Below are 22008 nucleotides of genomic sequence, written 5' to 3'. Positions count from 1 at the left end.
AGGATTCAGTCGCGCACAACGCAGACCGTGGTGAGCGTGGGGTCGGCAGAGCCGTGGATGTGCATTCCGGTGGCGACCGCACGGGTCAGCGCGGTGACGGCGTCGCGGTCGAGGCACTCACCGGGCATGACGGCCGGGACGCCCGGCGGGTAGGGCGTGATCGGTTCGGCGCTGGTGCGTCCGACGGCGCGCTCCAGCGGAACGGTCTCGGTCGCGGCGAAGTGGGCCTCGCGCGGTGTGCAGACCTGGGTCCGCGGCGCGAGCAGCGCCTCGACGAGCCGGCCGTCCCAGGCCGGGCGCAGCCGCCGCCGGGGGCGGCACGAGAGCGTCCGCAGCGCGGTGACCAGCGCGTCGACGACGTCCGGCGAGGTGCACGTGGTGATCGCGACGAACAGGTTGCTCTCGTCGGCGCCCTCCGCGGCCACGGCCGGGTGCAGCAGCCCGCTCGTCCCCAAGCCGGGGCCGGGCGTCCGGAGCAGCTTTTCGATCTCGAGGCCGGTGAGGCCGAGCCCGGAGACGCTGATCACCAGCCGCAGCGGATCGAACCGCTCGGCGGGAACACCGAGGTCCTCGGCTTCGGCCACCCGGACGCCGGGGATCGCGGCCAGCCGCCGCCGGGCGCTGTAGACCAGCTCGAGGGTCTTGTCGAGCAGGATGCGGCCGCGGCTGACCATCGTGCGCCGGGCGTCGTCGATGCTCGCGAGCACCGGTAGCAGCGGGCTCGTGGTCTGGGTCATCTGGACCGTGCGGCTGATCGTGTCGCCGTTGACCCGGCTGCCCTTGGTGAAGATGATCGCGGCACCGGACGGCGCGGCGAGCATCTTGTGCGCGGAGGTGACGGCCACGTCGGCGCCGACCGAGATCGCGTGCGCCGGCAGGTCGGGGTGGAACGGCAGGTGCGCGCCCCAGGCTTCGTCGACCATCAGCGGCGCGCCGTGGCGGTGGGCCACGTCGGCGAGCGACCGGACATCCGAGCACGCGCCGGCGTAGCCCGGGCTGACCATGCTCACCAGCCCGGCGTGGTGCCCCTGGGCGGTCAGGTCGGTCAGCGTGCGGTCGAGCGAGGCGGGGTCGATGCCGAGGCTGATGCCGAAGCCGCCGTCGTCGAGCCGCGGGGTGACCCAGTGCGGCGTCGCGCCGGAGAGGACCAGACCGGCCAGCGTGGACGTGTGGCTGTCGCGGGCGACGACGACGTGCTCGGCCCGCTGGGACAGGTGCACGGCCCGGTTGCCGCCGGACGAGCCGTCCAGCAGGAACAACGCGGTGTCGGCGCCCCAGGCGGCCGCGGCGAGCGCCTCGGCCTCGCGGCGGGCGTTGGTGGCGTCGGCCGGGGTCAGCCAGACGTCGGAGGCCAGGAACGTGTTCCCCAGCAGGGCACGCAGGCCGGAACCGACAGTGCGTCCACCGGCGTGACCGGGGACGTGCAGCGCCCCGGTCTCGAGGCCTCGGTAGTGGAGTATCGCGTCGACCAGAGGGGCCGCGCTGTGGGCTGCGTCGAAGAGAACCGGGCGGTCGCCAGACGGCAGGGCAACGGCGGTCATCGGTTCGCCGTCCTTTCACCGATGACCGCCGCGCCGCCGGGGGCGCCGGAGAGGCCGGCGCTCGGGGACGGGACGATCGAGACGGATTTGGTGGACTTTCCGTTGGGCGCGAAGATCATGTAGGCCATGAGCAGGAAGATCGCTGCCATTGCGATCCACTTGCCGGGGGGAACCACGACGCCGTTGGCCACGCGGTCCATGACGAGGACACCGACCTGGACGCCGACGATCCAGCCGAGCGTCACGGTGCCGAGCTCGGCCCAGTGGAGGCTCGCCGCGTAGACCGCGAACACTCCCAGGAAGGCGATGGCGCCGGCGGACCACCAGAGTTGGTGGCCGTTGTCCATGTAGCGCATCGCGCAGTAGCTGCCGACCAGATCCAGTCCGGTCAGCGCGACCATCGCGGCCAGGCCCATCGGGGAGAAGCCCAGGAGGCTCTTGCTCGCGATGATCGGTTCGGCCAGTGCGGACGCCACACTCGGCTCGGTCAGAACCGCGGGGAGACGGAAGACGTCGGCTGCTGGCGCCGACGCGGCGTTCACGGTCGTATACATGGCCATCAAGCGCTCCACTTCCTCGCGGACTCGACCCGGCGGGTGTGTCCGTCGCTGTGAATACGCTCGCCCACTCTGCGTAACGAGACATCGGTCGACTGACGTAGACGCGAAGCGCGCAGGGCGGCAGTGCCGTACGTCTGCGGGAATTGCATTGCAGACTCGGCCGATTTCCGGCAAACCGATGGGTCGAACGGTGGAGTACCTGGTGGACGCTCGGAACCCGGTGCCGAGCGTCGCTGCAGAGTCACGGGGACCGGTTGGGAAAAGTTCACCTGGACGGCACCCGGTAATCTCGCCGGGTGTCCGCTACTCCCCCGACCTCGTCCCCGCGGGCCGCCGTCCGCCAGGTCGCGATCGCGCTGATCGTCGTCGCCGCGCTGGACCTGATCCTCGGATTCGTGGCCTGTTGCGGTCGCGTCGCCCGGCTCGGTCAGAGCAACAGCACAGACCTTTCGTCCGACGCCGAAGCCGCCGGATACCTCACCTACACGCTGCTGGCCGTGGTCTCGTTACCGGTCGGGGCGTTGATCCTGGCCGCGGGCATCATGCTGCTGCGCGGCCGGGGCCGGACGCTGGGGCAGGCGGGCGCGATCGCCGCGATGGTGCCGGTCACCTGCTGCTTCCTGGCCGGCATCCCGGTGGGCATCTGGACGCTCATCGTCCTCAAGCGCGAAGACGTGAAGGCCGTGCTCGACGGACGCGGCGGTCCCCCGCCCGGTCCGGGTGGCTACCCACCGCCGCCCGGCGGCTATCCCCCGCCGCCCGGCGGCTATCCCCCGCCGCCCGGCTACTGACGCGCTCGGAGGACGCGGCCAGGGCGGCAAACCCCTGCCGGCCGCTCCGGAGGCCGCGGAGGGCCGGCGAGCGGAGACGCCGGAGCTGGGTCAGGACGTCTCGAAGGCCTGGGCCATGCGGGCCTGCTCTTCGAGCACCTCGTTGATCCGCGCCTGCACGCCGTCGAGTTCGCCGATCGTCTGGCTGGTCGAGTGGATGCCGGCGGCGACCTGCTGGCTGCTCGCCTGGATCCCGGTGATCTGGTCCGACACCTTCTGGGTCGCCTCCGCGGTCTCCCGCGCCAGCTCCTTGACCTCGTTCGCCACGACCGCGAACCCGCGGCCTACCTCACCGGCGCGCGCCGCCTCGATCGTCGCGTTGAGCGCCAGCAGGTTCGTCTGCTCGGCGATGCCGCTGATGATGCGGATGACGTCGCCGATCGCCTGGGACGCGTTGCCGAGCGCCTCCACCTCGACGGTCATCGCGCTGGCGCCCCGCATGGCCTGCTCCCCGACCGAACTGGCGTCCATCGACGCCCGGCGCAGCTCGTTGATGCTGCCGAGCAACGCCTGGGCCTTCTCGTAGTCGTGTTCGGAGCGCCGTAGCGTCTGCATGCGCTGGGACACCAGCAGCTGGACGTTGCGCAGCGCCGCCGCACGCGACGCCGAGAGGTCGATCTCGCGCGTCGTGAAGAAGTCCATGGTGCCGAGGATCCGGTCGCCGTCCAGAATCGGGAAGCAGACGCCGGACTTCACCCCGGCGCGCTGGGCAGCGGGCGCGCGGACACAGTCGGTCATCTCCGCGAGGTCGCGGACGAACACCAGGTCACGGGCCTTCCACGTCCGCCCGGAGAGGCCGACGCCCTCCGCGAACGTCGCGGCCAGCGTCACCTTGCGGAACTCGTCACCGGCCGAACCGGACTCGACCTTGAAGCGCAGGACGTTCTCCTGCTCGTCGAGCTGCCAGAACGAGCCGTAGACCCAGCCGAACGCCGACCGCACGGTGTCCAGCGCCACGCGCAGCGCCGTGTCCTGGTCGGTCGCGTCGCCGATCTTCGCGACGACGGTGGTGACCGCTTCGCGGTCCTCGAGCGTCTCCCGCAGCGCGGCGGCGGCGATCGCGTTGTTGCGCGCGATCAGCGCGATCCGGGTGATCGCCGCCCACTTTTCGCTGCTGAACGCCGGCAGCGGGTCCCGTCCGAAGAATTCCAGCACGGCGACGACGTTCCCGGCCTGCAGCAGCGGCACCGACGCGGCGTGCATCATACCGGCGCGGTGGGCGGCGCCCCAGCGCATGCACTTGTCGCCCGCGTGCGGATCCTCGCTGGTCATCACCGGTCGGCGGTTGTTCACCGCGACGCCGAGCAGGCCCGCGTCCGGCGGGATCGACGCGGCACCGCCGATCGCCGCGCGCAGCGTCGGCGCGAGTTCGCCGTGCTCCGCGCTGAGCGCGAACTGGCCGCTCGGCTCCTTCGACCACCAGGCTCCGTAGGCGAGGTTCAGGGACTTCACCAGCTCGGCGACGATCTTCGAGCTCGCGTCCTCGAGGCTCTCGACACCGTCGCCGAGCGCGGACAGGACCCGCTCCAGCGCCTCGACGTCGCGCGGGACGGCGAACGTCGTCGTTGCCGGGGTCGACCTGGAGAACCAGCCCATGCCGTGCCCTTCTCGGAGATGCGGATGCCACTCAGGTGTCTGTTCGGCGGGTGTGCAGCCCCACTCAAGACAAATCACAACACTGTTCCGAATAAAGACACTGCGGTGGCGGTCACGGCACGGCGCCGTACTGACTCCCGTCCACCCCCGTCCGCAGGTACTCGCGGACCGCGTCGGCACCGTCGGCATCGGCGAGCAGACCGACGTACCCGTCGGGCCGCACGACGACGTAACCGCCGGTGAGGGGGTCGATTCCGTAGGACCCGTACGCACCCGTCGAGTCGGTGGTCACCTGAATATCGTCGATCAAAGGCGTAGCGGGACGGAAGGTGAGGACCGTTGGGTGGGGACCGCGGAAACGCTCGAAGAGCGTGCCGTGCGGGAGGGGGGCGTCGGGAGCCCGGTCGCCGGCGTGCAGGGGGCCGGGCGTCCGGCGGGTGTCGCGGGACAGGACGCTGTCGCGGTAGGAGATGTCGAGCTGGTCGGTGTCCCGGCCGCGCTGCGGGGCCTCCTGGGAGCCGCGGAGCAGCAGGGTGGAGAGGCCGAGCACGTCGGCGGCGACCGGCTGACGTTCGGCCTCGTAGGTGTCGAGCAGGTCTTCCGGGGCCCCGGCGAGGACGGCGGCGAGCTTCCAGCCGAGGTTGTAGGCATCCTGGACGCCGGTGTTGAGGCCCTGGCCGCCGGCCGGCGAGTGGGCGTGCGCGGCGTCGCCGGCGAGGAAGACGCGGCCTTTCCGGTAGTGCGCGGCCAGTCGGATGTTGACCCGGTAGAGCGAGTGCCACGGGATGTCGGTGATCACCAGGTCGTCGCGGCCGGAGCGCTCGGTGACGAAGCGCTGCAGGTCCTCGGGTTCCTCGTCGGGGGCGAGTGGGGCGGTGAGCTGGAAGACGTCGGTGCCGGGGAGCGGGCAGAGGCCGAGTTTCAGCTCCTGGGTGCTGAGGTCGCCCCAGATGTGCCAGTGGTCGCGGTCGAGCAGGCCATCGGGGAAGCGGACGTCAGCCAGGGCCATCCGTTCGGTTGCGAAGGTTTCGCCGAGGAACGGGATGCCGAGGGTCTTGCGGACGGTGCTGCGGCCGCCGTCGGCGCCTACTGCGTAGCGGGCGTGGATGCCGGCGGCGGTCACGCCGTTGTCGTCCTGGGTGAGGTCGGTGACCGGGGTGCCGTACTCGACTCGGACGTTCTCCTGTGCGAGACGGTCGCGTAAGGCCTGCTCGGTGAGTTGCTGGGGAAGCATGACGATGCCCGGGTACGGCACGTCGGGGCCGGCTGCGCGTGGTGACCCCAGGTTGCCTTCCCAGACGACGGTGTCGCCGCGGTAGGCGCGCATCGGGGGGTAGGGGCGGGCGGTCTTCAGGATCGTGTCGATGACGCCGAGATCGTCGAAGACCTCCTGGGTGCGGGGCTGGATGCCCTTGCCGCGGGAGGCCTGGCTCGGGCCGGGCGCGGCGTCGACGATCCGGACGGCCACGCCGCGGCGGGCGAGGTCGAGGGCGAGGGTGAGGCCGGTCGGACCGGCGCCGATCACGAGTACGTCTGTCATGCGCCCACCGTGGCGAGGGCCGCTGTCAAACCGCTTGCGAGCCGCTGACGTGACGGCGGTCACAGCCCGTATTTCCCGGCGATCTCGCGGGTCTGTGTCCGTGAAAGCGCGCCACGGAGCGCGACGAACTTGGAGAGGGGAAACTCCGTGACTGGCAAAGAAATCGTGATCGCACCCAGGCCGGTACCGTACGGCTCCGCCACCGCCGACCTGAGCGACGAGCCGTTCGCCATCCGGATGGCCGCCCGCCTCGGCGACACCAAGCGCACGGTGGACCGCTTCGTCCACGAGCTGCGCTACCGCCCCCCGCGGGCCCGCACCGCCCGCATGCTGGTGCTGATCCCGGCCCACAACGAGGAAGCGACGATCGCGAAGACGCTGGACGCGCTCCTCACCCAGTCACGAGTTCCCGACCGGATCGTCGTCATCGCGGACAACTGCACCGACGACACCGAGAAGATCGCCCGCCGCTACCGCGGGGTGACGGTCATGCGGACCGTCGACAACCACGACCGCAAGGTCGGCGCCCTGAACCAGGCCTGGCGCCGCTGGCAGGCCGGCTACGACTTCATCGCCGGCATCGACGCCGACACGCAGCTCGCCCCCGACTGCCTCCAGCACCTCGAGGAGGAGCTGGCGAGCACCCCCAAGGCCGGCGGCGTGATGGCCCGCTACACCTTCGACCAGCGCCTGGGCACCACACCGATGGCCCGGCTGCTGATCCGCCTGCAGCGCATGGAGTTCGCCGGCTGGACGATGGACGCCCTGCAGAAGAACCGCACGACCTACGTCCTCGGCGGCCAGGCGTCGCTCTTCAACGCCGACGCCTTACGGCGGGTCACCGAGCGCAACAACACGCCGGGCCCGTGGGACGCGTCCGCGCAGGTCGAGGACATGCAGCTCACCGGTGACCTCCGGGGCATGCGGTACGAGACGCTGGTCTCCACCAAGGCCCGCGCACACGCCGGCGCGATGCTCACGTTCCGCTCGCTCTGGGCGCAGCGCCGCAAGTGGGACGAGGGCATGGCCCGCCTGCTCGCCAAGCCGCACCTGTCCAAGTGGACCGCGACGCTCTGGCGTCAGCAGCTGTCGCTGCTCTCCAACGGCGTCACCCGGCTGCTGTTCCTCTTCCTGCTGACGTTCTCGCTGATGGTGCACCAGTTCGTCTGGTCCTGGTGGTGGCTCACCCCGACCGTGATCGCGTCGCTGCTCAACGCCCGGGTCGCGTGGACGATGCCCAACCGCACGATGGGCGACGTGGTGACCGCGATGTTGCTGCTACCGGTCGAGGCGTACCTCTGGTTCCGGCTCGCCTGCACCACCGCGTCCTGGTCGAACGTGCTGGCCGGCATCAAGCGTGACGGCTGGGAGGACCAGGCCCGCGCCGAGCGCGGCGCCTCCAACGGCCCGGGCCGCATCATCACCGCGGTCGCGATCGTGGCGGTGCTCGCCGGTCTGACGGTGTTCGGCTGGCTGCACGCCCCGCTGTGGCTGCAGGAGCGGGTGCTGACCGTCGGTTGGTCGCTCCTGGCGGTGGTCACGATCCTGCAGACCGTGATGATGATGGTCCGCCTGGTCCGCCCCTCGCGCGGCTACCGCCCCTGAAATCTTCCGACCCCGGCCGGGCCGTCCCCTCCGCTCGATCGGGGTCGGAGACACACCACCCCCGCCGGACCATCCCCTCCGTTCGACGGGGGTCGGGAAGTAAATCGAAGCCCCCGCACCGTTCTCGGTGCGGGGGCTTCGGAACGATGTGGCGTAGGGCTCGTCATAGCGAGCCCCTACGCCACATCGTTCTGCTAACCGGCGTACGAGGCGCCGTCGACGAGGCCGAGCTTGCGGCGGACGCGCTGGTAGAACGTGGCTTCGCCGATGCGGACGACGCGGGCGGCGTCGGGGTCGGTGCGCAGCTCGAGCGTCGTACCGGGCTCGGCCGTGCCGGCGACGATCCCGTCGACCTCGACGGCCAGCGCGCCACTGCCCTCCTCGACGGTGAGCGCCAGGCTCTCCGAGCAGTCCAGCACCACCGACCGGTTGAACGCCGAGTGCGGCGCGGCCGGCGTCACGACCAGACCCTTCACGGTCGGCGAGATGATCGGGCCGCCCGCCGAGAAGCTGTACGCGGTGGAGCCGGTCGCGGTGGCCACGACCAGGGCGTCCGCGGAGTACCGCAGGAACGGCTGGCCACCGACGCTCAGCTCGATCGACGCGAGCCCGTGCCCTGGCGTGCGCACCAGCGCGATGTCGTTGAACGCGAGCACGTTGTTCTCGCCCCACGCCGACACGGACGCGGTCACCGCGGACCGCGGCTCGACGCGCGACTCCCCCGCGTCGATCTGAGCGAGCGCGGCCGCCAGATCCGGGACGTCGACCTCGGCGAGGAACCCGAGCCGACCGAGGTTGACCGGCAGGATCGCACCGTGGTGCCCGTGCATCATGCGCATCGCGCGGAGCATCGTGCCGTCGCCGCCGAGGCTGATGACGAGATCGCTGGAGGCAGCCAGCTCGTCCGTGTCGACCGGAACGGCCTCGCAGTCGATGCGCTTGACCTCGTCCTTGAGGCCGAGCACCTCGACGCCCTTGTCTTTGGCCCAGCCGACGATGGTGTCGATCGCCTGCTGGGATTCACGGGCCGGGTGCAGGACCAGGCCGACCTTGCGGAGAACGCCCACGGGGTCAGCCTAAGAGGTTTTGCGCGCAACCACGAAGATCCGGCGGAACGGGTACCAGACCAGGTCGTTCTCGATCGGGTAGTCGACGTCCAGGCGGGCGGTGAGTTCCGCGGCGAATGCGGCGTACTCGTCCGGCGTCAGCGTGTCGACGACCGGCCGGAGCGTGGTGCCTTCCAGCCAGTCGAGCACCGGATGCCGGTCGCCGTCGTCCGGCAGCACGTGCACGTACGTCGTCTCCCACGCGTCGACCCGGCAGCCGGCCGCGGCCAGCAACGCGGCGTACGCGGCCGGATCCAGGACCGGGCCCGATTCGTCGACGCCGGCCAAACGGTCGTGCCACGCTTCGGCGACGTCGCGCACCGCGACGTGGGACGGCGCGCCGTGGTTGCCGGGCACCTGGACGGCCAGCCACCCTCCCGGGCGGAGCGCGCCGGCCCACCGGGCGAGCAGGTCGGGGTGGTCGGGGATCCACTGCAGCACCGCGTTGCTGATGGCGATGTCGACGTCGTCGTCGGGCATCCAGGCGGTGACGTCGCCGACCGCGAACTCGACGCGGTCGCGGGTGGGTGTCCTGGCGATCATCGCTGCGGACGAGTCGATCCCGAGGACACGCGCCGACGGGTACCGGTGGGCGAGCGAGGCGGTCAGGGTTCCCGGCCCACAACCCAGGTCGACGACGGTGCGGACGTCCGCGGGGTCGGCGTCGATCCGCGCGAGCAGCTCGCCGAACGGGCGGGCGCGCTCGGGCGCTCGTCGCAGGTACACCGCAGGGTCCCACTGGTCGCGTGCCATGTCGGTCCACTCTGCCGGATCGCTGGTTCCGCCGCGAGAGGCGGTCCTACGCTGGACTTATGAGCTGGCGGCGCACCGGAACGCCCCGGGGCGACGATCCCGCGGCCGGCAGTTCCGTGCCGCCGGACGAGCCGCTGTCCCTGACCGACCTCCCGCGCCCCTGGGACGCGGCGCCCTCCGCGCCGGAGCCGGACCTGCTCGAGTCGGGCGGCGCCTCCGCGCCGGCGCGGAGGCGCCCCCGGCGGCGCCTCGAACTCCCGGCCTGGACCCGCCTGACCGACGCCGACCCGCCCGCGGAGGCCGGGGCCGACGCGGCTGCGGCCGGGGCCGACGCGGCTGCGGCCGGGGCCGGCGCGGCCGGAGCGGGGGCTGGGGCGGGCGGGGGGCGGATGGGGTGGGTTCGGGCGGTCGTGGGGGTGGGCGGTTCGGGCGGCGTGGGTTGGCGCTGGCTCTGGTTGCCGGGTTGGTGCTCGGTGGCCTGCTCGTCCACGGCTACGACGACCGGCTCGTCGAACAGTCGAAGCGGGACACGATCGCGCTGACGGCGCGGGTCGTGCCGATCGACACGGCGGGCGGGCAGGGCCGTGATACCTGGCTGCTGCGACTCGTCATCGCCAACCGGGGCGCGACGAGCCTGAAACTGCGGTCGGCGACGCTCGCCGAGACCCCGTTACGGTCCTCGCTCCGATCGGTCAGCAAGAACGTGACGCTCCCGGCCGGCAAGGAGGCCTGGATCTCGATGGACATCTCCGGCGCCTGCGCAGGCGGCGGCCTCACCCGCGCCCCCACCGCCCTCGACGCGGTGGTCACCGCCGGCGACCGCCCGAGCCGCACGGTCCGCGTCGACCTCTCCGACGACACCTCCCTGCTGCTGAGCTCAGCACGCCAAACCTGCATGGACTCCAACTTCGCACTCTGGGCCGCAGCGGAACAGGTCGGCGCAGCCCACATCGACAAGAACGGCCTGTTCATCCCGGTACGGTTCCGCTCGAACTGGAGCCCGGCCTGGGAGGTGAGCGCGGTGCGCAACGCCGGCGCCGGTCTCGCGGCCACCGTCGCCGCGACCCTGCCGATCCGCTTCACGAACGGCGTCACCCCGGTGACCACCGTGCGCTGGACCATCACCGACTGCGTCCAGGCCAAGGCCCTCGGGTACACCGACCTGCGCTTACGGACGACGCTCACGCTTCCGGGCGCGACCCGTTCGATCGAGGTGACGACGACGCTGAGCGGCGCCCTCACCGAAGCGGTGTCCCTCTTCGTCACACGCGCCTGCGTCTGACGTACTCGATCACTGCCTGGCGGGTGGTCCGGACGCCGAGCGCGTCGCGGGCCGCGGCGATCCGGCGGTTGGCGGTACGCAGCGACAGGAACTCCGCGGCCGCGGCAGCCGCGATCGAATCCCCCGCCGCGAGCCGGTCGAGCAACGCGCGCTGCTCCGGGGTGAGGGGGAGCCCGTCGCCCGCGCCGTCGGGCTCCGATTCCGCGCGCGGCGCGGCGCCGGCCGTGGAGCCGTCCGGAACCTGGGGTGCGCGACGCACCGGGCCGATCCGCGCGAGGTCGGCGAGGAGCGCCTGCCCGGTGGAGCTCTCGGCATCGGCGACCGCTACCACCCCCGCACCGCGCGCCGCGGCGAGCACGGCCCCCGCCACCGCGGCGTCGTCAGTGACCGGGCCGGTCACGACCGTGCGTGACGCGGTGAGGTCCCACGGTTCGTCCGGGACGCCGAGCCCGGTGCGCACGGCCCATCCGTCCGCGGCCAGCCGACGCACGACGACGGCCAGGTCCGCGGCCGACCGCAGGACGTAGAGCGGCCGGGTACTCACTCGGCACCGGCCAGCACCAGGGTCGCTGCCTCGGTGCGGGTCCGGGCGCCGAGCTTGCGCATGCCGGCCCGGACGTGGGTTTCCACGGTCTCGCGGGAGATGCCGAGCTGGCCGGCGATGCGCCGGGTCGGTTCACCGGCCGCGACCAGCGCGAGGACCTCCCGCTCGCGGGCGGTGAGCGTGCTGGTGCGGGTGCGGTCGATCGTCGCGCGGCGCACCGAGAAGCGGCGCAGGGCGCGGTGCACGCGGCCGAGCAGGACGGTGAGCCCGGCGTGCTCGGCGTACTTCTCCGCGGCCAGCAGGGGTGGCACTGCCCGGTCGGCGTCCGGGGTGGAGAGGCCCGCGGCGAGCAGGCAGCGGATCTGTTCGCGCAGCGCGCTGCCCTGCCACAGCGCGGCCGCGGCCTCGAACGCCGTGGCCGGCGGGGTGTCCTCCACCACCGTGCCGTCCTCTACTCCCGCCCAGGCCGACAGCGTCGCACGCACCGGCAACAACCGATGCGAGACGAATTCGGTGCCGCCGGGAAGGTCGGACTGGGTGGGGGTGAGGTCGTGGCGGGCCCAGTGGGTGGTCACGGCGCCCAGGCCGCCGGCGAGGGAGCTGCTCGTGGGGAGGGCGTCGAGTGCCCGGTCGGGTTGGCCGTCGAGCCAGGACACCTCGCGGTCGACCCAGCGCACGACCTCGGGTCCCGGGCCCCGGCCGGTCGCGGCGGCGTGGCCGGCCGGGTCGCGGTCCAGACGGGTGCGGGCCGGCGCCAGCGCGCCGGTGTCGGCGAGCGCTAGCGACGCCGCGGCGAGCGCATAGCTGCGGGCCTGCGCGGGGAGCGTGCGGTCGAGCAGGTCGACGGCGCCGCGGACGACCGTGTCGAGGTCGGCGCCGAGCAGGGCGCCGCACCACAGTTCGCTGGCGGCGAACCGGGTCTCCCAGCTGTAGGCGAGTTGCCCCGCGCAGGCCGCCCGGTACTGCCCGGCGACGCTGTTGGCTTCGGCGATCCGGCCGTCGGCCAGGAGGTGCTCGGTGAGGAGCCAGCCGCTCCACCAGGCGTCGACCGGCCTGCCGTCGGCCAGTGCGCCGCTCGCGGCGGCCGTGAGCCCTTCGATCCAGCCGTCGCGGCGGTCGCGGGCCGCCAGTGCCGCGAGCCCGACCCGGACCGCGGGGAACTCCGCGAGCTCCGCGGGAACTGTCACCGCGCGCGCCGCGGCACCGCTCGGGTCCGCCGACAGCGCGGCCAGCAGCAGCACCCGCGTGTGCTCGGCACGCAGCACGTCCGGCGCCCCGTCCGCCGACACCGCACCCACCGCGGCAAGCGCCTCAGCCGCATCCCCCACCTGCAACAACGCCTCAGCCCGCAGAACCACCCCCCGCACCCGATCCCCCACCGAAGATCCATCGGGGGAATCGGGGAGGACTCGGCGGCAGCCGGTGGTGTCGCCGGCTGCCAGGGCGGCTTCGGCGGCCTCCAGGCGCAGGGAGACGAGGGAGCGGGGGCGGCCGCCGTCTATTTCGGGTGGGACGGCGCCGGCGGTGACGGCCGCATCGACAGCGAGCAGGAGCGCCGCCGCGCGATCCCCCACCGTCGCGGCGCCCCGCACCGCCCCCAGCGCCGTGCGGTACGCGGCCACCGCGTCGCCACCCGCCGCGCTGTGCCGGGCCGACTCCAGCCCGGACAGCAGATCGGCCAGCCGACGGTGCAGCCCGGTGCGCTCGGTGGCCGGCAGCACCGCCGCGGCCACCTCCGCGAGATACCGCGGCTGCGGCACCACCAGCTCGCCGTCCACAGTGACCCATCCGGCCTCGGCCAGCTCCGGCACCCCGGGCCCGAGCAGCGCGGGCGACGCGGGTCGCCCGAGCAGGCCCAACGCGGCCAACGCGGTCCGCGCCGGGCGAGGCAGGTCAGCCACCGCCGCCGCAACCGCCCGATCCAGCGCCCCGCTCGCGCTGTCCTCCCCGACGTTCGGCCCGGCCGACGGCGCCTCGCCCTCCGCCGGCCCCGCCTCACCACGGTGGTCCACCGACGACGGCCCACGGCCGCCCAGCGACAGAGAACCACCAGCCATTCGCGCGGCAAGCACCCGGATCGCGAGCGGATTGCCACCGGCGCGCGACAGAATCATCTCCACGGCCCGCTCGTCGAGCGCCGGAGCCACCTGCCGCACCAACGCCCGCGCGGCACCGGGATCGAGCCCGGACAACACGGTCCACTGCCCGGCCGCCGCACGCAGTGCCGCTTCCGTCTCGGCCGGCAAGCCGCCGGGCGTCCGGATCGCGACGAGCACTCGACTGACGTCGGCAAGCAGCGGGAGCACAGCCAGTGACAGTGGATCAGCATGGTGCACGTCGTCGACCACCAGGAGACCGTCACCGACGCGGGCCCGCACCGCTTCCGCGGCGAGCGGGACGTCACGCTCCGGTAAGCGGGCGCGCACCGCGCGGGCCAGCGCCATCCCGGGAAGGTGACGCAGAGTGGCCAGCCCGCCACCGGTGAACACCGGACCGCGGAACGCCTCGGCGACGGAACGCAGCGCGGTCGTGCGGCCGACCCCCGGCCCACCGGCCAGTACCACCAGCCCCGGCCGTCTCAGCTGGGCGACAAGGCCGTCCCGGATCGCCGGCGTTCCCCCGTCGGCGTCGACCACCGCATTTCCTCCCGCATTGCCAGTACTTGTCTCCCCCGCCCGAACCCCTGCCGGTGTGGCACGAAGTAGGGATGGTGCGGCCGCAGGATATGCCTAGGGTCAGTGCTGCGAATCCCGCACAGTCAAACCCCCGACACAGGTCCCGCAGCGTATGCCCATCGGGCCACCCTGAACGGACCACTTCGACAGGAGGATATTTCCCATGAGCGACGGAACCGACGCCAACTTCGACGCCGGCGCACCGGACGACGCGCAGGCGGTCGACTACAACCAGGACGGCCACGAGGACGGCTACCTGGTGACCAACAGCGACGGTTCGCAGTACGAGGTTCTCGACACCGACGGCGACGGCGCGTACGACACCGTCCTCGTGGACACCGATGGCGACAACGCTGCCGACGCGGTCGGCGTCGACACCGACGGCGACGGTGTGGTCGACGCGGTGGCGGTCGACACCAACCACGACGGTGTGGCGGACTACGCGGCTGCCGACACCGACGGTGACGGCGTCATCGACACCGCCGTCGCGGACACCGACGGTGACGGAACCGCGGATGTCGCCTACCAGGACACCAACCGCGACGGCACCGCCGACGTGGCGTACACCGACACCGACGGTGACGGTGAGTTCGACTCGCAGACCCAGGCCCCGGCCGGCACCAGCACCGGCGCCCCGGACCTGGCCAGCGCCTGATCGTTCCGGCTGCCGGGCCCGTGGGTCATCGCGGGCCCGGCAGCGGCATGATCAAAAGAAAGCACCGGGAAACTTCAGGGGGAGAACAGTGGCGCCAGGTCCGCTGAGCCAGCGTGTCGCCGGACTGTGCCGGGAGGTCGGTCCCCGGCTCGGTGGCGGCACGGGCGTAGCGGTCGCCGACCTGTCCCGGCGGCTCGGTGAGCCGCTGCGGGTCGCGATCGCGGGACGGCTCAAGGCCGGCAAATCGACGCTGGTCAACGCACTGATCGGGCGGCGGGTAGCCCCCACCGAGGTCGGCGAGTGCACGCGCCTGGTCACGCAGTTCCGCTACGGGCCGGCCGACCGGGTCGACGTCGTGCGCCGCGACGGGCTGCGGGTCAGCCTCCCGCTGGACGAATCGGGCATGATCCCCCAGCGCCTCGGCATCCCCCGCCAAGAGGTGTCCTATGTCGACGTCACGCTCGCCAGCGACCGGCTGCGCGACCTGACCGTCGTCGACACACCGGGCCTGAGCTCGACCAACGCCCAGGTCAGCGCCGGCACGCGACGGTTCCTGTTCAACGACAACCCGGTCGACGACGACCTCGACTCGGACTCGCAGAGCGCACTGTCCGGTGCCGAGGCGATCATCTACGTGTTCACCCAGTCGGTCCGCGAGGACGACCTGGAGGCGCTGGAGGCGTTCCGCTCGATCTCCGCGCGGCTCTCGTCCAACCCGATCAACTCGCTGGGCTTGTTCAACAAGGTCGACAAGCTCGGCGGCGGTGGCGACCCGTGGCCGGTGGCCGGGCCGCTGGCCGAGACCCAGGCCGTGGCGCTGCGCCGCCAGGTCGCCGACGTCGTGCCGGTCGTCGGCCTGCTCGCCGAGACGACCGAGGCCGGTCGGCTGACCGCCGCGGACTGCGAGAGCCTGCGCGCGCTGGCCGCGCTGCCGAACGTGGACCGCGCGGTGCTGATGGCGTCGGTCGACCTGTTCACCACCCGCGAGTGCGAGATCCCCGCCGAACAGCGGGAGCGCCTGCTGCGCCTGCTCGACCTGTACGGAATCCAGTTCGCCGTCGCATCGCTGGCCGCCGACCCGACGCTGGCGACCGGCGAGCTGATCCGCCGGCTCTACCGCGCGTCCGGCTTCCCCCGCGTACGGCAGACGCTCGACCAGGCGTTCCGCTGGCGCACCGACGCGATCAAGGCCGGCTGGGCACTGACGACGCTGGAGCAGATCGCCGCGCGCGCCGAGCGCCCCGCCGACCGGGAGCTGCTCCGCGACGCCGTCGAGCGCCTCCTCCAGCAGCCCGAGTACCACCAGTTGCGGCTGCTCGAGGTGGCTCAGCAGGTCACCACCGGCGCCGTGGAGCTGCCCGCCGGCATGGAGTCCGAGCTGACCCGGCTCGCGCTCTCCGACGACCCCGGTTGGATCCTGAACCTGGCCGGTGCACCGGTCCCCCAGCTCACGCAGGCCGCACTCGAGGCCGCCACCCGGTGGCGGACGTTCGCGGTGGCCAGTGCGAGCCCCGCTCAGGCGCGGATCGCCCACGTGGCGCACCGCGGCTTCTACCTGCTGTCCCAGCGCGTCCGCGCGAACGCGTCCTGACCCCCCCGAACGGAGTACCCCCACCATGCCGACCAGCTTCGTTCGGCTCATCGTGGCCGGGCTGACCCTTGTCCTGGCCGTGCTCACCGGCCTGGTCACCGGTTTCGTCGGCGGCGGCGACGGCTGCGGCACCACCGGTCAGACCCCCGCGTCTACCGCCTCGACCGGTGCCCCGACGTCGGGCGGCGGCCCGGTCGGCTCGGCGTCGCCGTCCGCGGAGCCCAACAAGCGCGACGTCGACGCGCCCGACGGGAACGGCCCGACCGACAACGGCGGCCTGCCGGGTGTCAACGAGGCGTTCACGCTCGACGCCGACGGCTGCGCCAACGACAACTTCGACCCGCTGAGCGCGGTGTTCGGTTTCCTCGGCGCGCTGATGACCGGCGGCATCATCGCCGGGATCGCGCTGTTCGTACCGCGCACCGATGCCCCGGCCGGCGCGGCCACCGCGCGTCCGGTGTCCAGCGGCGCGTACGGCGGCGTCCCGAACTACCCGCCGCCGGTCAACGCCAGCCACTCCACCGGCTCGCACGCCGTGCTCACCGACGCCGCGCTCGACACCGGCCGTCTCACCCGTGAACGCAAGACGCTCGTCGAGACCGCGATCTACGTCCGCGACCGCGCCACCAGCAAGGCGATCGCCGACCGGCTGGCCTGGGCACTGAACGAGGTCGGGGTGGCCGAGGACCGGCCGGCCGGCGAGCCGTTCGACACCGGGCGGCACGAGGCCGGCGGCACCACGCCCACCAACGACCCGGCGCTCTCCGGGACGATCGCGGCGGTCGAGATCTCCGGCTACACCGACCGGGGGCAGATCGTCCGAGCACCCGTCGTCACGGTCTACCAGTCGGAGGCCCGATGACCACCCCCGCCGCCAAGCCCGACCCCGCAGCCGCGCTCCGGGCCGTCGAGGAGCAGATCCGCGGTGCCATCGACACCGGCCTGGGGCACCTGCGCCGCCTCGACCCCGACCTGGCCGCCGACATCGACCAGATCCGCCGCGCGGAGGTCACCCAGCCCACGGTGGTCGTCGTCGGTGAGACCAAACGCGGCAAGAGTTCGCTGATCAACGCCCTGCTCTCGACGCCGAACCTGTCCCCCGTGGACGCCGCGGTCGCGACCAGCGCGTACCTCGAGTTCTCCGCCGGTGACCCGCCGCGGGCGCTCGCCCACGTGCCCGGCGACACGATGCCGCACCCGCTGGGGCTCAACGCGCTGCGGGACTGGGGGACGGTGCTGGGCACGCTGCCCGACGGTCGGCGTCCCCCGCAGCGCATCCAGGTGTTCCACACCGCGCCGCTGCTGCAGAGCATCACGGTCATCGACACCCCCGGCGTCGGCGGGCTCGACTCGACCCACGCCGAGATCGCGCTGGACGCGGTCGCGCGCGCCACCGCGCTGCTGTTCGTCGTCGACGCGTCCTCGCCGTTCTCCAAGCCGGAGCTGGACTTCCTGCTCGAGGCCAGCAAGCGCGTCAACCTGGTCATGTTCGCGCTGACCAAGACCGACGCGTTCCCCGGCTGGCGCACGGTGCTCGACGACGACAAGTCGCTGCTGCACACCCACGCGCCGCGGTTCGCGCAGTCCGCGTTCTTCCCGGTGTCGGCCCGGCTGGCCGAGTTGGCCGACCAGATGCCGATTCCGGAGGCCGCCGAGGAGGTGCGCAAGGAATCGCGCATCTCCGACCTGCGCAACGCGCTGGCCCGCCAGGTCGCGGTGCGCAACGGCGTGCTGGTGCAGGCCAACCTGCTGCGCACGGTGCGCTCGGAGCTCGTCGGCCTGGACACCCAGATCGGCGAGAGAATGCGCGCGGTCGACCCCGACCCCGGCCAGGCCGAGAAGCTCAAGGCCGAGCGGGCGGAGTTCGTGCAGCGCAAGCGCAAGGACGCCCGCACCTGGACGCTCACGCTCAACACCGAGGTGCAGCGGGCCCGCGTCGACTCGACGGCGCTGCTGCGCAACGAGATCAGCAAGGCGCAGGACCACTACCTGACGATCGTCGAGAAGGCCAACGGCGAGCGCATCAAGCGCCTGCCGACCGACATCGACCAGGCTCTGCAGGCGATCGCGCTGCGGCTTTCCGCCGAGATGGAGCGCCGGTTCCGGGTGATCGGCGCGCAGATCCTGCGCGAGGTCTTCTCCGACGCCGAGCTGTCGCAGATCCTGGCCCGGTTGAACGCCCGGCTGCGGTCGGTCGCCTCGGCGCGGCCCCAGCGCGACGGCGCCGGTGGCGACAACGCGCTGGTGATCACCGGTGCGGTCGGAACCGCGTCGCTCCTGGGCAACCTGAGCGCCACCGGCGCCGGTGCGCTGCTGGCCGGTACCGCGGCCGGGTTCGCGGTGCCGGTGATCGGTCTGGGCGTCGGCCTCGCGGCAGGTGCGTTCATGCTCTACCGCCGCCGGGTCGGCAACGACCGGCAGGCCGCGAAGGTGTGGCTGCGCGAGGTGCTGAACGAGGCCAGGGCGTCGATCGCCGAGGAGATCTCGCACCGCTTCACCGACCTGCAGTTCGCGCTGACGGTCGCGCTCGACGAGGCGGTGGAACGGCGGGTCGAGCAGCTCGACGCGCAGATCGCCGAGATCGACAAGTCCCTGGCCGACGACAAGGCCAACCGGGCGAAGAAGCGCACCGCGCTGCAGGGCGACCGGGACGGGATCCGGGCCCGGATCAAGTCGCTGGATGAGGTGCTGGGCAAGGCGAAGGCCGCGACGAGGATCACGGTGCCGGCGGGGCCGCCGAAGCGGGCGGCACCGGCCGACGCCGCTGCCGCTGCCGGGAAGGCCTGAGCGCGCCATGGATTCTCACGTGGGCGACGACTTCCCCGACGACGACGTCCCGGACGACTTCCCGGAAGCGGACGTACCGGACGACGCCGCGCTGCCGGGTGTCGGCGACGCACCGTGGGAGCACGACACCGTCGACCTCGACGACTCCGACTCCCCGGAGGACGTCGCCTGGCAGCCCGAGACGTCGGAGACGCTGGACCTCGCCGAGGACGACTTCGTCGACGAGCCCGACGTCCCCGCCGATGAACCGGACGAACCGGACGTTCCGGTAGTTGGCGACGACTCGCCGGTCAGCCTCGGCGCGGATCCCGACACGGCCGTCGCCGACTCGGGCGACGGCGACTGGCTCGACCTGCCCGACCTGACGAACGTCGAGGTGCCGGAGCCGGCCGGTGGGCCGCCGTGGGTGGACACCGGTCTGCTGGGCGACTCCGACGTCCCCGGCGACGCGGTGCCGGCCACCCCGGACGGTGGCGCCGACGACCTGCGGACCTCGCTCGGCGAACCCCGATCGGTGGGCGACCCGACCGGGGACGCCTACCAGGAGCTGGTGGGCAGCGACGACCCGGCGGTGCGCAACCTGGCCCGCCTGTGGGGGCCGCCCGCGTAGGCGCGGCCCCCAAGCCAGGCGATCAGTTACTGCCGATCGCCAGGCACAGGACGATGAAGAACCCGAGCAACAGCACCAGGGCGACGATCAACGTCACCACGACCGCGGGTTCCTGGTACCAACTCTTCTTCGTGGCGACCGGCTTCTGCGCCATCGCCGCAGCCGGACGCGGGGGCATCGGGTTGTTGACGCGCGGCGGCATCGGCGTGCGCATCGGCCCCGCGGGGCTGGCCGGCGGCCCGGACAGCGGCCGCGCCTGGACGTGCGGCGGCGGCGGCGCGCTCACCGGACGCGCGGGCGCACTGACCGGCTGCGCACCGGACATCTGCGGCCCGGCGGTACGCATCGGCGGGCCCGAACGCGGCGGCACCGGCGCCGACACCGGACGCCCGGTGGGCTGGGCACCGCCCTCGCCGGGCAGCGACCCGACGCGGAGGCTTCCTTCGGCCACCACCGTCTCGGGCTGCTCCAGCGCCGTGGGGGCCACCTGGAGCTGGCTGTGGATCAGGTGCGCGGCCAGCGGGATGCGGCTCGAACCACCGACCAGGAAGATGCCGACCAACTCGCGCGGGTTGAGGTGCGCCTCGGTGATCGTCGTGGTCAGGCAGTTGACGGTCCGCTCCAAATAGGGGCGGATCAGGTGTTCGAGCTCGTCACGCGTCAGGTGCGCGTCGATCTCCATCGCCGGCAGGTGGATGTCGGCGCTGGTGGTGCGCGAGAGCATCTCCTTCGCACCGCGCACGTCCTCCCAGAGCATCCGCCGGTTCCGGCGGTCGGTGGCGTCCAGGGGTTGCTGCAGGCGCTGCCAGAAATCGCCGTTGGCGCGGGAGTAGACGTGGCCGAGGTGCTCGATGACCGCGTGGTCGAAGTCGACGCCACCGACGTCGGGCAGGCCGCCTTCGGCGAGCACCTCGAAGCCGGCCACGGTGCGGCGCACGACGGTGGCGTCGAACGTGCCGCCGCCGAGGTCGTAGATCGCCAGGGAGCGGCCGATCGGCACCGACGTCTGCAGTTCCGCGGTGAAGTACGACGCCGCGGCGACCGGCTCGGCGATCAGCTTCGGGCGCGGTAACCCGGCCCGGACCGCACCTTCGATCAGGACGTTGCGCCGCCGCTCGGCCCAGCGGGCCGGGTGCGTCATCCGCACCTCGTCGGGCAGCGAGCCCAACTGGCGGCGGGCCTCGGTGGCGACGGTGCCGAGCACGGAGGCGAAGACGTCGGGAACCGGCATCTCCCGGTCGCCCAGGAAGATCGTGCCGTCGTCCACCCGCCGCTTCGGGTTCGGCTCGAAGCGACCGGGGTCGACCCGCGCGTTGCGCTCGGCGTCCCGGCCCACCACCATTCGACCGTCGGTACCGAGGTACACCGCGGACGGCAGCAACGGTGAACCGTCGAACAACAGTGGCCGAACCCGACCGTCGGGCGTGCGGAGCATCGCCACAGTGTTCGACGTGCCGAAGTCGATGCCCAGCACGCGCATGAGGCTCCCCCTTTCGACGGTTACCCTATCGGGGCCGTACGACAGCCCGGATGGGCATCGTCGGTTCCCCGACGCACCGCGATACTGAAACGCGTGTCGCACCCGTTCCTCGATGCTCCCCGTCCCCTCGCGTTCGCTCACCGTGGTGGCGCGGCTGAAGGACTCGAGAACACGATGACCGCGTTCGCCCGCGCGGTGGAGGCCGGCTACCGCTACGTCGAGACCGACGTCCACGCGACCGCCGACGGCGCACTGGTGGCGTTCCACGACCGGACGCTGGACCGGGTCACCGATCGCACCGGCCGGATCGCCGCGCTGCCGCTGCGCGAGGTGCGGGCGGCCCGGATCGGCGGTACGGAGCAGGTGCCGCTCTTCGACGAGTTGCTGGAGACGTGGCCTTCGCTCCGGGTCAACATCGACGTCAAGGACGATGCGGCGGTGGGGCCGCTGGCGGAGACCCTGGCACGCCACCACGCTTTCGATCGGGTCTGCATCGGTTCGTTCTCCGATACGCGGCTGGCCCGGTTCCGGGCCGCATGTCCGGGCGTCGCCACGTCGCTCGGTCCGCGGGGCGTCGCGCGGTTGCGGGTGGCGTCGTTGACCGGTGGGCGGCCCCGCTTCGGCGCCGGGGTGTGTGCGGCTCAGGTTCCTGTCCGCCATCGCGGGGTGCGGGTCGTCGACGCCCGGTTCGTCGCCGCCGCCCACCGGCTGGGCCTCCAGGTGCACGTCTGGACGGTCGACGATCAGGACACGATGCTGCGGCTGCTCGACCTCGGCGTGGATGGCATCATGACCGACCGGATCGACGTCCTGCGTGACGTCCTCACCGCCCGCGGCCACTGGGCCGCCTGAA

At 72.6% G+C, this 22008-nt stretch carries 19 protein-coding genes; 10 read left to right on the top strand and 9 right to left on the bottom strand.

What is annotated here, in order from left to right; translation table 11 throughout:
* Positions 1 to 5 precede the first annotated feature (5 nt).
* Positions 6 to 1541, bottom strand: a complete 1536-nt coding sequence (locus ACGFY5_RS23405) for an aminotransferase class I/II-fold pyridoxal phosphate-dependent enzyme (RefSeq protein ID WP_392722846.1) — start codon at positions 1539 to 1541, stop codon at positions 6 to 8.
* The gene (locus tag ACGFY5_RS23400; RefSeq protein ID WP_392722844.1) at positions 1538 to 2101 is read right to left on the bottom strand and encodes a hypothetical protein; all 564 of its coding nucleotides are present in this window, start codon (positions 2099 to 2101) and stop codon (positions 1538 to 1540) included. The genes ACGFY5_RS23405 and ACGFY5_RS23400 overlap by 4 nt, the downstream gene beginning before the upstream one ends.
* Positions 2102 to 2397: 296 nt before the next feature.
* Here ACGFY5_RS23400 and ACGFY5_RS23395 point away from each other — a divergent pair, with 296 nt between their 5' ends.
* Positions 2398 to 2892 (top strand): hypothetical protein, encoded by a 495-nt coding sequence (locus ACGFY5_RS23395; RefSeq protein WP_392722843.1) that lies wholly within the window; start codon positions 2398 to 2400, stop codon positions 2890 to 2892.
* A gap of 90 nt (positions 2893 to 2982) precedes the next feature.
* Here ACGFY5_RS23395 and ACGFY5_RS23390 read toward each other — a convergent pair whose 3' ends face one another.
* Together ACGFY5_RS23390 and ACGFY5_RS23385 are read right to left on the bottom strand one after the other, a co-directional pair.
* A complete protein-coding gene (locus ACGFY5_RS23390) occupies positions 2983 to 4527 on the bottom strand; it encodes a methyl-accepting chemotaxis protein (protein ID WP_392722842.1) in 1545 nt (514 codons plus the stop codon).
* Between the two features lie 112 nt (positions 4528 to 4639).
* A complete protein-coding gene (locus ACGFY5_RS23385; RefSeq protein ID WP_392722840.1) occupies positions 4640 to 6067 on the bottom strand; it encodes an FAD-dependent oxidoreductase in 1428 nt (475 codons plus the stop codon).
* Positions 6068 to 6214: 147 nt separating this feature from the next.
* Here ACGFY5_RS23385 and ACGFY5_RS23380 point away from each other — a divergent pair, with 147 nt between their 5' ends.
* Complete coding sequence (locus tag ACGFY5_RS23380; protein ID WP_392722839.1) at positions 6215 to 7672, top strand: glycosyltransferase family 2 protein; 1458 nt, start codon at positions 6215 to 6217, stop codon at positions 7670 to 7672.
* Positions 7673 to 7866: 194 nt separating this feature from the next.
* Here ACGFY5_RS23380 and ACGFY5_RS23375 read toward each other — a convergent pair whose 3' ends face one another.
* Together ACGFY5_RS23375 and ACGFY5_RS23370 are read right to left on the bottom strand one after the other, a co-directional pair.
* A complete protein-coding gene (locus ACGFY5_RS23375; RefSeq protein ID WP_392722837.1) occupies positions 7867 to 8739 on the bottom strand; it encodes an NAD(+)/NADH kinase in 873 nt (290 codons plus the stop codon).
* A 9-nt stretch (positions 8740 to 8748) separates the two neighbouring features.
* A complete protein-coding gene (locus ACGFY5_RS23370) occupies positions 8749 to 9531 on the bottom strand; it encodes a methyltransferase domain-containing protein (RefSeq protein WP_392722836.1) in 783 nt (260 codons plus the stop codon).
* A gap of 59 nt (positions 9532 to 9590) precedes the next feature.
* Between ACGFY5_RS23370 and ACGFY5_RS23365 the strand changes: the two genes are divergently transcribed.
* Together ACGFY5_RS23365 and ACGFY5_RS23360 are read left to right on the top strand one after the other, a co-directional pair.
* Positions 9591 to 10073 (top strand): hypothetical protein, encoded by a 483-nt coding sequence (locus tag ACGFY5_RS23365; protein ID WP_392722834.1) that lies wholly within the window; start codon positions 9591 to 9593, stop codon positions 10071 to 10073.
* A complete protein-coding gene (locus ACGFY5_RS23360) occupies positions 9971 to 10813 on the top strand; it encodes a hypothetical protein (RefSeq protein ID WP_392722833.1) in 843 nt (280 codons plus the stop codon). Before ACGFY5_RS23365 ends, ACGFY5_RS23360 begins: the two co-directional genes overlap by 103 nt.
* Here the strand turns inward: ACGFY5_RS23360 and ACGFY5_RS23355 are convergent.
* Both ACGFY5_RS23355 and ACGFY5_RS23350 read right to left on the bottom strand, forming a co-directional pair.
* Entirely contained in the window at positions 10794 to 11357 is a 564-nt protein-coding gene (locus ACGFY5_RS23355; RefSeq protein ID WP_392722831.1) for a LuxR family transcriptional regulator, read from the bottom strand. The two genes, ACGFY5_RS23360 and ACGFY5_RS23355, sit on opposite strands and share 20 nt — an antisense overlap.
* The gene (locus ACGFY5_RS23350; RefSeq protein ID WP_392722830.1) at positions 11354 to 13993 is read right to left on the bottom strand and encodes a LuxR C-terminal-related transcriptional regulator; all 2640 of its coding nucleotides are present in this window, start codon (positions 13991 to 13993) and stop codon (positions 11354 to 11356) included. Before ACGFY5_RS23350 ends, ACGFY5_RS23355 begins: the two co-directional genes overlap by 4 nt.
* Before the next feature lie 202 nt (positions 13994 to 14195).
* Here ACGFY5_RS23350 and ACGFY5_RS23345 point away from each other — a divergent pair, with 202 nt between their 5' ends.
* From ACGFY5_RS23345 to ACGFY5_RS23325, 5 genes are all read left to right on the top strand, one after another.
* Positions 14196 to 14687 (top strand): hypothetical protein, encoded by a 492-nt coding sequence (locus tag ACGFY5_RS23345; protein ID WP_392722828.1) that lies wholly within the window; start codon positions 14196 to 14198, stop codon positions 14685 to 14687.
* Positions 14688 to 14775: 88 nt separating this feature from the next.
* A complete protein-coding gene (locus tag ACGFY5_RS23340; protein WP_392722827.1) occupies positions 14776 to 16278 on the top strand; it encodes a dynamin family protein in 1503 nt (500 codons plus the stop codon).
* Positions 16279 to 16303: 25 nt separating this feature from the next.
* Positions 16304 to 17140, top strand: coding sequence for a hypothetical protein (locus tag ACGFY5_RS23335; protein WP_392722825.1), 837 nt, complete (start codon positions 16304 to 16306; stop codon positions 17138 to 17140).
* Entirely contained in the window at positions 17137 to 19065 is a 1929-nt protein-coding gene (locus tag ACGFY5_RS23330; RefSeq protein ID WP_392722824.1) for a dynamin family protein, read from the top strand. Before ACGFY5_RS23335 ends, ACGFY5_RS23330 begins: the two co-directional genes overlap by 4 nt.
* Positions 19066 to 19072: 7 nt before the next feature.
* Positions 19073 to 19675, top strand: a complete 603-nt coding sequence (locus ACGFY5_RS23325) for a hypothetical protein (RefSeq protein ID WP_392722822.1) — start codon at positions 19073 to 19075, stop codon at positions 19673 to 19675.
* A gap of 22 nt (positions 19676 to 19697) precedes the next feature.
* On the opposite strand, the gene ACGFY5_RS23320 is transcribed toward ACGFY5_RS23325, so the two are convergent.
* Positions 19698 to 21155, bottom strand: coding sequence for an Hsp70 family protein (locus ACGFY5_RS23320; RefSeq protein ID WP_392722821.1), 1458 nt, complete (start codon positions 21153 to 21155; stop codon positions 19698 to 19700).
* An 84-nt stretch (positions 21156 to 21239) separates the two neighbouring features.
* Here ACGFY5_RS23320 and ACGFY5_RS23315 point away from each other — a divergent pair, with 84 nt between their 5' ends.
* The gene (locus ACGFY5_RS23315; protein ID WP_392723897.1) at positions 21240 to 22007 is read left to right on the top strand and encodes a glycerophosphodiester phosphodiesterase; all 768 of its coding nucleotides are present in this window, start codon (positions 21240 to 21242) and stop codon (positions 22005 to 22007) included.
* The last annotated feature ends 1 nt before the right edge of the window (position 22008 follow it).

Origin of the sequence: Cryptosporangium sp. NPDC048952 (genome assembly GCF_043197895.1) — a bacterium.
In the GTDB taxonomy this organism is placed as follows: Bacteria; Actinomycetota; Actinomycetes; order Mycobacteriales; family Cryptosporangiaceae; genus Cryptosporangium.
The sequence above is the reverse complement of the archived record's forward strand: the minus strand, read 5'-3'. Positions and strand labels throughout refer to the sequence as shown.

Coding starts and splice junctions, on each gene's coding strand:
- ACGFY5_RS23405 (WP_392722846.1), bottom strand. CDS start 1,541: ATGACCGCCGTTGCCCTGCCGTCTGGCGACCGCCCGGTTCTCTTCGAC.
- ACGFY5_RS23370 (WP_392722836.1), bottom strand. CDS start 9,531: ATGGCACGCGACCAGTGGGACCCTGCGGTGTACCTGCGACGAGCGCCC.
- ACGFY5_RS23400 (WP_392722844.1), bottom strand. CDS start 2,101: ATGGCCATGTATACGACCGTGAACGCCGCGTCGGCGCCAGCAGCCGAC.
- ACGFY5_RS23320 (WP_392722821.1), bottom strand. CDS start 21,155: ATGCGCGTGCTGGGCATCGACTTCGGCACGTCGAACACTGTGGCGATG.
- ACGFY5_RS23365 (WP_392722834.1), top strand. CDS start 9,591: ATGAGCTGGCGGCGCACCGGAACGCCCCGGGGCGACGATCCCGCGGCC.
- ACGFY5_RS23335 (WP_392722825.1), top strand. CDS start 16,304: ATGCCGACCAGCTTCGTTCGGCTCATCGTGGCCGGGCTGACCCTTGTC.
- ACGFY5_RS23330 (WP_392722824.1), top strand. CDS start 17,137: ATGACCACCCCCGCCGCCAAGCCCGACCCCGCAGCCGCGCTCCGGGCC.
- ACGFY5_RS23385 (WP_392722840.1), bottom strand. CDS start 6,067: ATGACAGACGTACTCGTGATCGGCGCCGGTCCGACCGGCCTCACCCTC.
- ACGFY5_RS23345 (WP_392722828.1), top strand. CDS start 14,196: ATGAGCGACGGAACCGACGCCAACTTCGACGCCGGCGCACCGGACGAC.
- ACGFY5_RS23325 (WP_392722822.1), top strand. CDS start 19,073: ATGGATTCTCACGTGGGCGACGACTTCCCCGACGACGACGTCCCGGAC.
- ACGFY5_RS23390 (WP_392722842.1), bottom strand. CDS start 4,527: ATGGGCTGGTTCTCCAGGTCGACCCCGGCAACGACGACGTTCGCCGTC.